Origin of the sequence: Escherichia sp. E2748 (assembly GCF_005781125.1) — a bacterium.
In the GTDB taxonomy this organism is placed as follows: domain Bacteria; phylum Pseudomonadota; class Gammaproteobacteria; order Enterobacterales; family Enterobacteriaceae; genus Escherichia.
This window is the reverse complement of the sequence record NZ_VATP01000029.1, coordinates 35,819-50,809: the sequence shown is the minus strand read 5'-3', so window position 1 is coordinate 50,809 and position 14,991 is coordinate 35,819. Positions and strand designations below refer to the sequence as shown.

Annotated in this window: 10 protein-coding genes; 8 read left to right on the top strand and 2 right to left on the bottom strand. The window is 52.2% G+C overall.

Annotated features, from left to right (window positions below):
- Positions 1 to 723: 723 nt before the first annotated feature.
- The 4 genes from qseE to glnB all read left to right on the top strand — a co-directional run bounded on the left by qseE (position 724) and on the right by glnB (position 4,751).
- A complete protein-coding gene (gene qseE, locus FEK42_RS20635; RefSeq protein ID WP_130214661.1) occupies positions 724 to 2,151 on the top strand; it encodes a two component system sensor histidine kinase QseE/GlrK in 1,428 nt (475 codons plus the stop codon).
- Positions 2,152 to 2,314: 163 nt separating this feature from the next.
- Entirely contained in the window at positions 2,315 to 3,028 is a 714-nt protein-coding gene (gene qseG, locus FEK42_RS20630) for a two-component system QseEF-associated lipoprotein QseG (RefSeq protein WP_135492900.1), read from the top strand.
- On the top strand, positions 3,018 to 4,352 hold the full coding sequence (gene glrR / locus FEK42_RS20625; RefSeq protein ID WP_130207538.1) for a two-component system response regulator GlrR: 1,335 nt from the start codon (positions 3,018 to 3,020) through the stop codon (positions 4,350 to 4,352). Before qseG ends, glrR begins: the two co-directional genes overlap by 11 nt.
- 60 nt (positions 4,353 to 4,412) lie before the next feature.
- Entirely contained in the window at positions 4,413 to 4,751 is a 339-nt protein-coding gene (gene glnB, locus FEK42_RS20620) for a nitrogen regulatory protein P-II (RefSeq protein ID WP_000717691.1), read from the top strand.
- Positions 4,752 to 4,794: 43 nt separating this feature from the next.
- Here glnB and hmpA read toward each other — a convergent pair whose 3' ends face one another.
- Complete coding sequence (gene hmpA / locus FEK42_RS20615) at positions 4,795 to 5,985, bottom strand: NO-inducible flavohemoprotein (RefSeq protein ID WP_135492899.1); 1,191 nt, start codon at positions 5,983 to 5,985, stop codon at positions 4,795 to 4,797.
- Between the two features lie 330 nt (positions 5,986 to 6,315).
- Here hmpA and glyA point away from each other — a divergent pair, with 330 nt between their 5' ends.
- Positions 6,316 to 7,569, top strand: a complete 1,254-nt coding sequence (gene glyA, locus FEK42_RS20610) for a serine hydroxymethyltransferase (RefSeq protein ID WP_000919159.1) — start codon at positions 6,316 to 6,318, stop codon at positions 7,567 to 7,569.
- Positions 7,570 to 7,766: 197 nt separating this feature from the next.
- On the opposite strand, the gene FEK42_RS20605 is transcribed toward glyA, so the two are convergent.
- Positions 7,767 to 8,960 (bottom strand): ROK family protein, encoded by a 1,194-nt coding sequence (locus tag FEK42_RS20605; protein ID WP_130260414.1) that lies wholly within the window; start codon positions 8,958 to 8,960, stop codon positions 7,767 to 7,769.
- Between the two features lie 117 nt (positions 8,961 to 9,077).
- Between FEK42_RS20605 and FEK42_RS20600 the strand changes: the two genes are divergently transcribed.
- The 3 genes from FEK42_RS20600 (at position 9,078) to FEK42_RS20590 (ending at position 14,967) form a co-directional block, all read left to right on the top strand.
- Positions 9,078 to 12,359, top strand: a complete 3,282-nt coding sequence (locus tag FEK42_RS20600; protein ID WP_135492898.1) for a DUF5107 domain-containing protein — start codon at positions 9,078 to 9,080, stop codon at positions 12,357 to 12,359.
- A gap of 90 nt (positions 12,360 to 12,449) precedes the next feature.
- Positions 12,450 to 13,433, top strand: coding sequence for a substrate-binding domain-containing protein (locus tag FEK42_RS20595; RefSeq protein WP_105268353.1), 984 nt, complete (start codon positions 12,450 to 12,452; stop codon positions 13,431 to 13,433).
- 22 nt (positions 13,434 to 13,455) lie between these two features.
- Positions 13,456 to 14,967: a sugar ABC transporter ATP-binding protein gene (locus FEK42_RS20590; protein WP_130260412.1), complete on the top strand. Its 1,512-nt coding sequence runs from the start codon at positions 13,456 to 13,458 to the stop codon at positions 14,965 to 14,967.
- The last annotated feature ends 24 nt before the right edge of the window (positions 14,968 to 14,991 follow it).

Sequence of the window (14,991 nt, the reverse complement as noted above, 5' to 3'; positions counted from 1 at the left end):
CACCATTATGATGCCGCACCCGGAACGTGTTTTCCGTACTGTCAGCAACTCCTGGCATCCGGAAAACTGGGGCGAGGATGGCCCATGGATGCGTATTTTCCGTAATGCGCGTAAGCAGCTGGGGTAAGGCTGCGGAAATTCCACGCAACCCATTGTTTTGTAGGCCGGATAAGGCTTTCACGCCGCATCCGGCATTACACACAACCACTTCGCCAACAATTATAAGCACCCAACTCCGGGAGCTTTTTTTGTGTCTGTAAATCACGACAATGGGTGGTTTGCCGTGTCGCTTATAGGTGACACATAACTTATTGATTTAATTTAAAACGAATAATTTAAGCTTTGGGCGTCTCTTTTAAGCGACACACTGGCTGATTTATAGCCAACCAGTGGAACAACCATTAATTCATTAAAGCTATGTTTTATCAGTACGTTATCAAACTATTTTATTTATTGGCACAGTTACTGCATAATAATAACCAGTGGCTCATTCACCCACTTATGTCAGCCCCTTCGGGACGTGCTACATAAAATTCGAATGACGCACAACAAGGTGCCTGCCGTCCAACTTCTGATATCAGCGTAGCTATATCAACCATCGGGCGAAACGTCGAGTTAGGCACCGCCTTATTCCACAACAAAGCCGGGTAATTCCCGGCTTTGTTGTATCTGAACTCCCCCTCGGTTAGCATCAGGCTATTCGCGTCTGACGAGAGTAACACCTTGAAACGCTGGCCTGTTTTTCCACGTTCATTACGACAATTAGTCATGCTGGCATTCTTGCTGATTTTGCTGCCTCTGCTGGTACTGGCATGGCAAGCCTGGCAAAGCCTTAATGCGCTTAGCGATCAGGCGGCGCTGGTCAATCGCACAACGCTTATTGACGCCCGGCGCAGTGAGGCAATGACTAATGCGGCACTGGAGATGGAGCGTAGCTACCGTCAGTATTGCGTGCTGGACGACTCAACCCTGGCGAAGGTCTATCAAAGCCAGCGTAAACGTTACAGCGAAATGCTCGATGCCCACGCTGGCGTGCTGCCGGACGATAAACTTTACCAGGCATTGCGTCAGGATTTGAACAATCTTGCCCAACTCCAGTGTAACAACAGTGGGCCGGATGCGGCGGCCGCCGCGCGTCTGGAAGCCTTTGCCAATGCCAATGCCGAAATGGTACAGGCCACGCGCACCGTGGTGTTTTCACGCGGGCAGCAACTCCAGCGAGAGATAGCCGAACGCGGACAGTATTTCGGCTGGCAGTCACTGGTGTTGTTTCTGGTGAGTCTGATAATGGTGCTGCTTTTCACCCGAATGATTATTGGTCCGGTGAAAAATATCGAGCGGATGATCAACCGTCTGGGGGAAGGACGCTCACTGGGTAATAGCGTCTCGTTTAGTGGACCGAGCGAGTTACGCTCGGTAGGGCAACGTATTCTTTGGTTAAGTGAACGCCTGTCATGGCTGGAATCCCAGCGCCATCAATTTTTAAGACATTTATCTCATGAATTAAAAACGCCACTGGCGAGTATGCGCGAGGGCACTGAATTACTGGCTGACCAGGTTGTCGGGCCGCTTACGCCAGAGCAAAAAGAGGTGGTGAGCATCCTTGATAGCAGCAGCCGCAATTTGCAAAAACTGATAGAACAACTGCTTGATTACAACCGTAAACAGGCAGATGGCGCGGTGGAACTGGAGAATGTTGAGTTAGCACCGTTGGTGGAGACGGTAGTTTCCGCTCACAGTCTGCCAGCTCGGACTAAAATGATGCATACCGACGTTGATCTCAAGGCAACAGCATGCCTGGCGGAACCCATGCTGCTGATGAGCGTGCTGGATAATCTTTACTCCAATGCGGTGCACTACGGGGCTGAATCCGGTAACATTTGCCTTCGCAGCAGTTTACATGGCGCACGGGTTTATATTGATGTCATCAATACAGGCACGCCCATTCCGCAAGAGGAACGCGCCATGATCTTCGAACCCTTTTTTCAGGGAAGTCACCAGCGAAAAGGGGCGGTGAAGGGGAGCGGTCTGGGATTAAGCATTGCCAGGGATTGTATTCGCCGTATGCAGGGGGAACTGTATCTGGTCGACGAGAGCGGGCAAGACGTTTGCTTCCGCATTGAATTGCCTTCGTCGAAAAACACGAAATAATGTTAAGGCCTATCCCATTAGGCTATTTTATTTGCCAGTTCGGCCCCGGGCAGTGCTCGAAATCCTCACGTACTACGTGTACGCTCCGGTTTCTCCGCGCTGTCCGTGTCCAAACTGCCTGCAACAATTACGCCCACTGGGATAGGCTCTGAGTCTGGTGAATATGCGACACATTTTTCAACGATTTTTATCCCGACGGCTGTGGCTGGCGGGGTTGCCTTGTCTGGCGCTGCTGGGCTGCGTGCAGAATCACAATAAGCCAGCCATTAATGCGCCAGTAGAAGAAAAAATCCCGGTTTATCAACTGGCTGATTATCTTCCTACTGAATGTAGCGACATTTGGGCGCTGCAAGGTAAATCAACTGAAACTAACCCGCTTTACTGGCTACGGGCGATGGATTGCGCCAACCGCTTAATGCCAGCGCAGTCGCGTCAGGAAGCCCGTAAGTATGGTGATGGCAGCTGGCAAAATACCTTTAAGCAGGGGATTTTGCTTGCCGATGCCAAAATCACGCCTTTTGAGCGCCGCCAACTGGTCGCGCGCATTGATGCGTTAAGTACTGAGATCCCGGCGCAGGTTCGCCCGTTGTATCAACTCTGGCGCGACGGACAGGCGCTGCAACTGCAACTGGCGGAAGAGCGCCAACGTTACAGTAAACTCCAGCAATCCTGCGACAGCGAACTGGACGCCCTGCGCCAGCAACATCACGTTCTACAGCAACAACTGGAACTTACCACCCGCAAGCTGGAGAACCTGACGGATATTGAACGCCAACTCTCGACTCGCAAACCGGCCGGAAATTTTCCACCGGACACGCCGCACGAGAGTGAAAAAACCGCGCCATCCACCAATGAGGTCACCCCTGATGAGCCATAAACCTGCGCATTTATTATTGGTCGATGACGATCCGGGATTACTGAAATTACTTGGCCTGCGCCTGACCAGCGAAGGCTACAGCGTGGTCACGGCAGAAAGTGGTGCCGAGGGGCTGCGGATACTGAATCGTGAAAAAGTGGATTTAGTCATCAGCGACCTGCGGATGGATGAAATGGATGGTATGCAACTGTTTGCTGAAATCCAGAAAGTGCAGCCAGGTATGCCGGTAATCATCCTCACCGCGCATGGTTCCATTCCCGATGCCGTTGCCGCGACACAGCAGGGCGTGTTTAGTTTCCTCACTAAGCCCGTCGATAAAGACGCGTTATATCAGGCAATTGATGATGCGCTGGAGCAATCCGCCCCAGCCACCGACGAACGTTGGCGCGAGGCGATTGTCACTCGCAGCCCGCTGATGCTGCGTTTGCTGGAACAGGCGCGGCTGGTGGCGCAATCAGACGTTAGCGTTTTGATTAACGGTCAGAGCGGCACCGGGAAAGAGATTTTTGCCCAGGCTATCCACAACGCCAGCCCGCGTAACAGCAAGCCGTTTATTGCCATTAACTGTGGCGCATTGCCCGAGCAGTTGCTGGAGTCGGAGCTGTTTGGTCATGCACGCGGCGCGTTTACTGGTGCCGTCAGCAATCGCGAAGGTTTATTCCAGGCGGCGGAAGGCGGTACGCTGTTTCTCGATGAGATTGGCGATATGCCTACGCCGTTACAGGTAAAATTGCTGCGCGTATTGCAGGAGCGAAAAGTCCGCCCGCTGGGCAGTAACCGCGATATTGATATCGACGTGCGGATTATTTCTGCGACCCACCGCGACTTACCAAAAGCGATGGCGCGCGGGGAATTTCGCGAAGATCTCTATTACCGCCTCAATGTCGTCAGCCTTAAAATTCCGGCACTGGCGGAGCGCACGGAAGACATTCCGTTACTGGCAAACCACTTATTGCGTCAGGCAGCAGTACGGCATAAACCGTTTGTCCGCGCGTTCTCCACCGATGCGATGAAACGCCTGATGACTGCCAGCTGGCCGGGAAATGTGCGCCAGTTGGTGAACGTGATTGAACAGTGCGTGGCGCTGACGTCATCGCCAGTGATTAGTGATGCGCTGGTGGAGCAGGCGCTGGAGGGCGAAAACACGGCGCTGCCCACCTTTGTTGAGGCGCGTAATCAGTTTGAACTCAACTACCTGCGCAAGCTGCTGCAAATCACTAAAGGCAACGTCACTCACGCGGCGAGAATGGCGGGGCGCAACCGGACAGAATTTTATAAATTGCTTTCCCGACACGAGCTGGATGCAAACGATTTCAAGGAATGAATCGGTGTAATGTGTTACGTTTAGCAGATCAAAAGACAGGCGACCTTTTCAAGGAATAGCATGAAAAAGATTGATGCGATTATTAAACCCTTCAAGCTGGACGATGTCCGTGAAGCACTGGCCGAAGTCGGTATTACCGGCATGACCGTGACCGAAGTGAAAGGCTTTGGGCGTCAGAAAGGCCACACTGAGCTGTATCGCGGTGCGGAATATATGGTGGATTTTCTGCCGAAGGTGAAAATTGAGATCGTCGTGCCAGACGACATTGTAGATATCTGCGTAGACACGATTATTCGTACGGCGCAAACCGGTAAAATTGGTGACGGTAAAATTTTCGTCTTTGACGTGGCACGGGTCATTCGTATCCGTACCGGCGAAGAGGACGACGCGGCGATTTAAACCGCGTCATGGTTGCCGGATGTTTCCATCCGGCAACATCAAATCACAGCACTTTATGTGGGCCAAAGCATTCGTAATGAATGTTTTCCTGCTTCACACCCAGGTCCACTAACTGTTTTGCCGCAAACTGCATGAAGCCGACCGGACCGCAGAGATAGAACTGCATGGCCGGATCGCTGAACGCACCTTCCAGTTTGCTCAAATCCATCAGGCCTTCGCTATCAAACTGACCTTTAGCGCGATCGGCTTCGCTCGGCTCGCGATACCAGGTATGCGCGGTAAAGCGCGGTAGTGCTTGCCCCAGTTCCTTAACTTCATCAGCAAAGGCGTGAACATCGCCATTTTCTGCCGCGTGGAACCAGTTTACCTGGGCGTTATGGCCTGCTTTTGCCAGCGTATCGAGCATAGCCAGCATTGGCGTTTGCCCTACACCCGCAGAGATCAGTGTTATCGGCGTGTCATCTGTCACATCCATAAAGAAATCACCCGCCGGAGCTACCAGCTTCACGACATCGCCAACGTTGGCGTGATTGTGCAGCCAGTTGGATACCTGCCCGCCATCTTCGCGTTTCACCGCAATACGATAGCCTTTGCCATCAGGTTTGCGAGTCAAAGAGTACTGACGAATTTCCTGATGCGGGAAACCTTCTGGTTTCAGCCAGACGCCGAGATACTGTCCTGGACGGTATTCTGCCACTGCGCCACCGTCGACCGGTTCCAGTTCGAAGCTGGTGATAAGCGCGCTGCGCGGCGTTTTAGCCACAATGCGGAAATCGCGAGTACCTTCCCAGCCACCGGCTTTGCTGGCGTTTTCGTTATAGATTTCCGCCTCGCGATTGATAAATACATTAGCCAGTACGCCATAGGCTTTACCCCACGCGTCCAGCACTTCCTGGCCTGGGCTGAACATTTCGTCCAGGGTCGCCAACAGGTGTTCACCGACGATGTTGTACTGTTCCGGTTTGATCTGGAAACTGGTGTGCTTCTGCGCGATTTTTTCTACCGCTGGCAGCAGCGCAGGCAGGTTTTCAATATTACTGGCGTAGGCGGCAATAGCGTTAAACAGGGCTTCACGTTGATCGCCATTACGCTGGTTACTCATGTTAAAAATTTCTTTGAGTTCTGGGTTATGAGTAAACATACGGTCGTAGAAATGGGCGGTTAACTTTGGCCCTGTTTCCACCAGTAAAGGGATGGTGGCTTTTACTGTAGCGATGGTTTGAGCGTCAAGCATATGGTCTTCCTTTTTTTGCATCTTAATTGATGTATCTCAAATGCATCTTATAAAAAATAGCCCTGCACTGTAAATGGTTCTTTTGGTGTTTTTCATCAAGAATGTGATGAAGTGAAAAATTTGCATCACAAACCTGAAAAGAAATCCGTTTCCGGTTGCAGGCCCTTTATTCTCCAAAGCCTTGCACAGCTTGAAGGTAATCGTTTGCGTAAATTCCTTTGTCAAGACCTGTTATCGCACAATGATTCGGTTATACTGTTCGCCGTTGTCCATCAGGACCGCCAAAATTAGGCGAAAAAATTTTATTGTTAGCTGAGTCAGGAGATGCGGATGTTAAAGCGTGAAATGAACATTGCCGATTATGATGCCGAACTGTGGCAGGCTATGGAGCAGGAAAAAGTACGTCAGGAAGAGCACATCGAACTGATCGCCTCCGAAAACTACACCAGCCCGCGCGTAATGCAGGCGCAGGGTTCTCAGCTGACCAATAAATATGCTGAAGGTTATCCGGGCAAGCGCTACTACGGCGGTTGCGAGTATGTTGATATCGTCGAACAACTGGCGATCGATCGCGCGAAAGAACTGTTCGGCGCTGATTACGCTAACGTTCAGCCGCACTCCGGCTCCCAGGCTAACTTTGCGGTCTACACCGCGCTGCTGGAACCAGGTGATACCGTTCTGGGTATGAACCTGGCGCATGGCGGTCACCTGACTCACGGTTCTCCGGTTAACTTCTCCGGTAAACTGTACAACATCGTTCCTTATGGTATTGATGCTACCGGCCATATCGACTACGCCGATCTGGAAAAACAAGCCAAAGAACACAAGCCGAAAATGATTATCGGTGGTTTCTCTGCATATTCCGGCGTGGTTGACTGGGCGAAAATGCGTGAAATCGCTGACAGCATCGGTGCTTACCTGTTCGTTGATATGGCGCACGTTGCGGGCCTGGTTGCTGCTGGCGTCTACCCGAACCCGGTTCCTCATGCTCACGTAGTGACTACCACCACTCACAAAACCCTGGCGGGTCCGCGCGGCGGCCTGATCCTGGCGAAAGGCGGTAGCGAAGAACTGTACAAAAAACTGAACTCTGCCGTTTTCCCTGGTGGTCAGGGCGGTCCGTTGATGCACGTTATTGCGGGTAAAGCAGTAGCGCTGAAAGAAGCGATGGAGCCTGAGTTCAAAACTTACCAGCAGCAGGTCGCGAAAAACGCTAAAGCGATGGTAGAAGTGTTCCTGGAACGCGGCTACAAAGTGGTTTCTGGCGGTACTGATAACCACCTGTTCCTGGTTGATCTGGTTGATAAAAACCTGACCGGTAAAGAAGCAGACGCCGCTCTGGGCCGTGCCAATATCACCGTGAACAAAAACAGCGTACCGAACGATCCGAAGAGCCCGTTTGTAACTTCTGGTATTCGTGTAGGTACTCCGGCGATTACGCGTCGTGGCTTCAAAGAAGCAGAAGCGAAAGAACTGGCTGGCTGGATGTGTGACGTGCTGGACAGCATCAATGATGAAGCGGTTATCGAGCGCATCAAAGGTAAAGTTCTCGACATCTGCGCACGTTACCCGGTTTACGCATAAGAGAAACGGTGATTTGCTGACAACGTGCTCGTTGTTCATGCCGGATGCGGCGTGAACGCCTTATCCGGCCTACAAAAATTTGCAAATTCAATATATTGCAATATCCGTGTAGGCCTGATAAGCGTAGCGCATCAGGCAATCTTACGTTTGTGATCGTCAAGGCTTCCTTCGGGAAGCCTTGTTACGTTATCGCGCCATCAAATCTGTCGTAACTGCGCCTCAACATACAAATAACCTATCCCCAGCACCTGTTGTGCGCGGCTTAATTGCCCAAAGCCAATTTGCGTCGCTTTCACGCTCGGTCCTTCGTCGCGGTCGAACGGGTTAAATCCTGTCTGGCGAATAATGGTATTAAGCCAGTTCTCACCAAAGGCACAGCTGCGACCGTACAACCAAATCTGATTAATATTGAGGATGTTGAGGAAGTTATACAGACTCAAACCAATGGCGTTGGCACTGCGGTCAACCCAACTGGTGATCCACGGTTCTCCACTCTGCCAGGCAGCGATTAATTGCGCTGTAGTCAGTTTTTCTGGATCAAGTTGAGTATTGCCAGGTTGTGATTTTAGCCATACTCGCGCCTGTTTTTTTAATGCGCTTAACGAGGCGACGGTTTCCAGGCAGCCATAACGTCCACAGTCGCAGGCGACGCCATCCGGATTAACAATGGTGTGACCAATCTGCCCGCTACCATACAAACTACCGCGATAAATTTGCTCGTTAATCACGAACGACGAGCCAATGCCGTAATCAACGTTGATCACGCAGAAATCCCGTCCCTGCGAATTATTTTGCCATTTCTCCGCCAGCGCCAGCATCACGCAGTCATTATCGACCATCACCCGAATGCCCAGCTTCTCTTCCAGCAGATACTTCACCTCAACTGGCGTGGTCCACGGGGCTTGCGGCATGGTTTGCGATACACCAGTTACCGGATCAACCTGACCGTGAATTGCCAGCGCCAGGTTGATGGTGCGGCCCGGCCACAGTTTGCGATGACGATGCCAGCATTTTTCGATTTCGGACAGCAGTGCCTGCGGTGTCGGTGCATCAATCTGAAAATATTCAAATTCGCCTTTCGGACTTAAACAAGCGTTAGCGACCTGGCACTCAATGCTGGTGGGCGTCACGTTCAGGCATAGCGTCCAGTCACCTTCCGGCGCAATCAGCCATGTGCCGCTGCTATGCCCGCGCGTCTGGCTTTCATCGTCGATATTCACCACCCGCTTTTCGTTTTCCAGTTCCTGCAAAATATTACTGACCGCCGGAATTGAAATTTGCGCCAGCCGGGCCAGCGTCGACTTGTTGGCGCGCTTTTGCCGGTACAGCAGTTCCAGAATCACGCATTTGTTATGGTGGCGGATCTGTTGATTGTTAATGCAGGCTCTCATCTTCACTAAACCTTGTTTAGTTAATTGCGTGATTATTCCGCGAAAACAGTGCCAGATTGTTCAATACACTGCCACAAATCTTTTAATTCAGTATGTCTTGTTAATATTGAGGGCACCATGACTCCAGTAAAAGTGTGGCAAGAGCGCGTTGAGATCCCGACCTATGAAACCGGGCCGCAGGATATACATCCCATGTTCCTGGAAAATCGCGTTTATCAGGGATCGTCCGGCGCGGTTTATCCCTATGGCGTGACCGATACGCTGAGCGAGCAGAAAACCCTGAAATCCTGGCAGGCGGTGTGGCTGGAAAACGACTACATCAAAGTGATGATCCTGCCGGAACTGGGCGGTCGCGTGCATCGCGCATGGGATAAAGTGAAACAGCGAGATTTTGTCTATCACAATGAAGTCATTAAGCCGGCGCTGGTGGGGCTGCTGGGGCCGTGGATTTCGGGCGGGATTGAGTTTAACTGGCCACAACACCATCGCCCGACCACCTTTATGCCCGTTGATTTCACCATCGAAGCCCATGACGACGGCGCACAGACGGTGTGGGTCGGCGAAACGGAGCCGATGCACGGTTTACAAGTGATGACTGGTTTCACACTGCGCCCTGACCGGGCGGCGCTGGAAATCGCCAGCCGCGTCTATAACGGCAACGCCACGCCGCGTCATTTCTTGTGGTGGGCCAACCCGGCAGTGAAAGGTGGTGAAGGGCATCAGAGCGTTTTCCCGCCGGATGTGACTGCGGTGTTTGATCACGGCAAACGGGCTGTTTCAGCTTTCCCCATCGCCACCGGCACCTACTACAAAGTGGACTACTCCGCCGGAGTGGACATTTCTCGCTATAAAAATGTGCCAGTGCCGACTTCGTATATGGCTGAAAAATCGCAGTACGATTTTGTCGGCGCGTGGTGTCACGATGAAGATGGCGGTTTGCTGCACGTTGCCAACCACCATATTGCGCCAGGTAAAAAACAGTGGAGCTGGGGACACAGTGAATTTGGCCAGGCGTGGGATAAGAGTCTGACCGACAATAACGGTCCGTATATCGAGCTGATGACCGGTATTTTTGCCGATAACCAGCCCGATTTTACCTGGCTTGATGCTTACGAAGAGAAGCGTTTCGAGCAGTATTTCCTGCCTTATCATTCTCTGGGCATGGTGCAAAATGCCTCCCGCGATGCGGTGATAAAACTCCAGCGTAGCGAGCGGGGGATTGAGTGGGGGCTGTATGCCATCTCCCCGTTGAGTGGATATCGTCTGGCGATCCGCGAAATCGGCAAATGCAACGCGTTGCTCGATGATGCCGTGGCCCTGACACCAGCGACCGCCATCCAGGGCGTGTTGCACGGTATCAATCCTGACAGACTGACCATCGAACTTTCCGATGCTGACGGCAATATTGTACTGAGTTATCAGGAACATCAGCCGCAAGAGTTGCCGTTGCCGGACGTTGCCAAAGCGCCACTGGCTGCACAAGACATTGCCAGTACAGATGAAGCCTGGTTTATCGGTCAGCATCTGGAGCAATATCATCACGCCAGTCGTTCACCGTTCGATTACTACCTGCGCGGCGTGGCGCTGGACCCGCTGGATTATCGCTGTAACCTGGCGCTGGCGATGCTGGAATATAACCGCGCAGATTTCCCGCAAGCGGTGGCGTATGCCAGTCAGGCGCTGAAACGCGCACATGCGCTGAACAAAAACCCGCAGTGTGGACAGGCAAGTTTGATTCGCGCCAGTGCTTACGAACGTCAGGGACAATATCAACAATCCGAAGAGGATTTCTGGCGTGCGGTCTGGAGCGGGAACAGTAAAGCCGGCGGCTATTATGGTCTGGCACGGCTGGCTGCGCGTAATGGTAACTTCGACGCGGGTCTGGATTTTTGCCAACAAAGTCTTCGCGCCTGCCCAACCAATCAGGAAGTGCTTTGCCTGCATAACCTGCTGCTGGTGTTAAGTGGTCGTCAGGACAACGCGCGTTTGCAGCGCGAGAAACTGCTGCGTGATTATCCGCTGAACGCCACTCTGTGGTGGCTGAACTGGTTCGATGGTCGTAGCGAATCAGCCCTCGCGCAGTGGCGCGGTCTGTGTCAGGGACGCGACGTTAACGCCCTGATGACCGCCGGGCAACTGATTAACTGGGGAATGCCCGCCCTGGCGGCAGAGATGCTGAACGTACTGGACTGCCAGCGCACGCTTCCGCTTTACCTGCAAGCTAGCTTGCTGCCGAAAGCCGAACGCGGCGAACTGGTCGCAAAAGCCATTGATGTCTTCCCACAGTTTGTCCGTTTCCCGAATACGCTGGAAGAAGTGGCGGCGCTGGAGAGTATTGAAGAGTGCTGGTTTGCCCGTCATTTACTGGCCTGCTTCTATTACAACAAGCGTAGCTACAACAAAGCCATTACTTTATGGCTGCGTTGCGTAGAGATGTCACCGGAGTTTGCCGACGGCTGGCGCGGGTTAGCGATCCATGCGTGGAATAAGCAACACGATTATGAGCTGGCCGCGCGTTATCTTGATAATGCTTATCAGCTTGCGCCGCAGGATGCACGTCTGCTTTTCGAACGGGATTTGCTGGATAAGTTAAGCGGAGCCACACCGGAGAAACGACTGGCACGTCTGGAAAATAATCTGGAAATTGCTCTGAAACGCGACGACATGACCGCAGAACTGCTCAATTTGTGGCATCTCACAGGTCAGGCCGACAAAGCGGCGGATATTCTCGCCACGCGAAAATTCCACCCGTGGGAAGGCGGGGAAGGGAAGGTCACCAGTCAGTTTATCCTTAACCAAATGTTACGCGCCTGGCAACACCTTGATGCCAGACAACCGCAGCAGGCCAGCGAACTGCTTCATGCCGCGCTGCACTATCCAGAGAATTTAAGCGAAGGCCGTTTACCGGGGCAAACTGACAACGACATCTGGTTCTGGCAGGCGATATGTGCCAAAGCTCAGGGCGATGAAACTGAAGCGACGCGTTGTTTACGTCTGGCGGCGACCGGCGATCGCACCATTAACATCCACAGTTATTACAACGATCAGCCGGTTGATTATCTCTTCTGGCAAGGAATGGCGCTGCGACTGCTGGGCGAACAACAAACCGCACAGCAACTGTTTAGTGAAATGAAACAGTGGGCGCAAGAGATGGCGAAAACCAGTATCGAGGCGGATTTCTTTGCCGTCTCGCAACCTGACTTGTTGTCGCTGTATGGCGATTTACAACAGCAGCATAAAGAAAAATGCCTGATGGTGGCGATGCTGGCGGCCGCGGGACTAGGGGAGATTGCGCAATACGAATCTGCTCGCGCTGAATTGACTGCGATTAATCCGGCCTGGCCGAAAGCGGCATTATTCACCACCGTGATGCCTTTTATTTTTAACCGCGTTCACTAAACCCTATTAACTGTAATATTTGAGCGGCACGCGCTGCCGCTCAAATAATTAAAATAAGCCGTTGTAAATAAAAACCCTACAGGAGGCACTATGCCTAAAAAAATGAGAACAACCCGTAATCTATTATTAATGGCTACGCTATTAGGTAGCGCACTATTTGCCAACGCTGCGGATAAAGAAATGACCATTGGCGCAATATACCTTGATACCCAGGGATATTACGCTGGAGTGCGTCAGGGCGTTCAGGATGCGGCAAAAGATTCTTCAGTACAGGTACAGTTAATTGAAACTAACGCCCAGGGCGATATTTCGAAAGAAAGTACTTTTGTAGATACCCTCGTGGCGCGTAATGTCGATGCCATTATTTTATCGGCAGTGTCTGAAAATGGTAGCAGCCGTACCGTTCGTCGCGCCAGTGAAGCGGGTATTCCGGTGATTTGCTACAACACCTGTATTAATCAAAAGGGTGTCGATAAATATGTTTCGGCATATCTGGTAGGCGATCCGCTGGAATTTGGTAAAAAACTGGGTAACGCTGCCGCCGATTATTTTATTGCCAACAAAATTGACCAACCGAAAATTGCCGTCATCAATTGCGAAGCCTTTGAAGTTTGTGTGCAACGACGTAAAGGGTTTGAAGAAGTATTAAAAGCCCGCGTTCCCGGCGCGCAAATTGTCGCTAATCAGGAAGGGACTGTTTTAGATAAAGCGATTTCTGTCGGTGAAAAACTGATTATCTCCACGCCAGATCTCAACGCCATTATGGGTGAATCGGGCGGAGCGACACTCGGTGCGGTAAAAGCAGTACGCAATCAAAATCAGGCCGGAAAAATTGCCGTTTTCGGTTCGGACATGACCACTGAAATTGCTCAGGAGCTGGAAAACAACCAGGTGCTGAAAGCGGTAGTGGATATTTCCGGTAAGAAAATGGGCAATGCTGTTTTCGCGCAAACATTGAAGGTTATCAATAAACAAGCCGACGGTGAAAAAGTGATTCAGGTGCCAATCGATCTCTATACCAAAACTGAAGACGGTAAACAGTGGCTGGCAACGCACGTTGATGGTCTGCCCTAATAGCTGATTCGCAGAGGTCCCTATGTTCACGGCAACAGAGGCAGTCCCGGTAGCAAAAGTGGTGGCAGGAAATAAGCGTTACCCCGGCGTCGTTGCGCTGGATAACGTTAACTTCACGCTCAATAAAGGCGAAGTTCGCGCGCTGTTAGGCAAAAACGGTGCGGGAAAATCGACCCTCATTCGAATGCTTACCGGTAGCGAACGTCCGGATAGCGGTGATATCTGGATTGGCGAGACGCGACTGGAAGGCGACGAAGCTACGCTGACTCGCCGTGCCGCTGAACTGGGGGTACGCGCGGTTTATCAGGAATTAAGTCTGGTGGAAGGGCTGACGGTGGCAGAAAACCTCTGCCTTGGTCAATGGCCTCGCCGCAACGGCATGATTGATTACCCGCAAATGGCGCAGGATGCCCAACGTTGCTTACAGGCGCTGGGCGTTGACGTTAGCCCTGAACAACTTGTTTCAACGCTAAGCCCGGCGCAAAAGCAACTGGTGGAAATTGCGCGGGTGATGAAGGGCGAGCCGCGCGTGGTCATCCTTGATGAACCCACCAGCTCGCTTGCCAGTGCGGAAGTTGAACTGGTGATCAGCGCCGTGAAAAAAATGTCGGCACTGGGCGTGGCGGTGATTTACGTCAGCCACAGGATGGAGGAAATCCGCCGTATCGCTTCCTGTGCCACCGTCATGCGCGACGGGCAGGTGGCGGGCGATGTGATGCTCGAAAACACCTCAACTCGCCATATTGTGTCGTTGATGCTCGGACGCGATCACGTTGATATTGCACCGGTTGCAGCTCAGGAGATTGCGGACCAGACCGTACTGGAAGTTCGCGCGTTACGCCACAGACCAAAACTTACGGAGATCAGTTTTTCACTGCGTCGTGGCGAAGTGCTCGGCATTGCCGGCCTGCTGGGGGCAGGGCGCAGTGAATTGCTGAAAGCGATAGTTGGGCTGGAAGCGTATGAACAGGGCGAAATTGTTATCAACGGTGAGAAAATCACGCGCCCTGATTACGGCGACATGCTGAAACGTGGCATTGGCTATACGCCAGAAAACCGCAAAGAAGCGGGGATCATTCCCTGGCTGGGCGTTGACGAAAATACAGTGCTGACCAATCGGCAAAAAATCAGCGCCAACGGCGTACTGCAATGGTCCACCATCCGCCGCCTGACCGAAGAGGTGATGCAGCGGATGACGGTTAAGGCTGCCAGTAGCGAAACACCCATCGGCACGCTTTCTGGCGGTAATCAGCAAAAAGTGGTGATCGGTCGTTGGGTCTATGCCGCCAGCCAGATTTTGTTGCTCGACGAGCCAACGCGCGGCGTCGATATCGAAGCCAAACAGCAGATTTACCGTATTGTCCGCGAGCTGGCTGCCGAAGGAAAAAGCGTGGTGTTTATCTCCAGTGAAGTGGAGGAGTTACCGCTGGTGTGCGACCGCATTCTGTTGTTACAGCACGGTACGTTCTCGCAGGAGTTTCACTCTCCAGTCAATGTGGATGAGCTGATGTCCGCCATTCTGTCTGTGCACTGATGAATTTTACCGAGGAACCTGAAG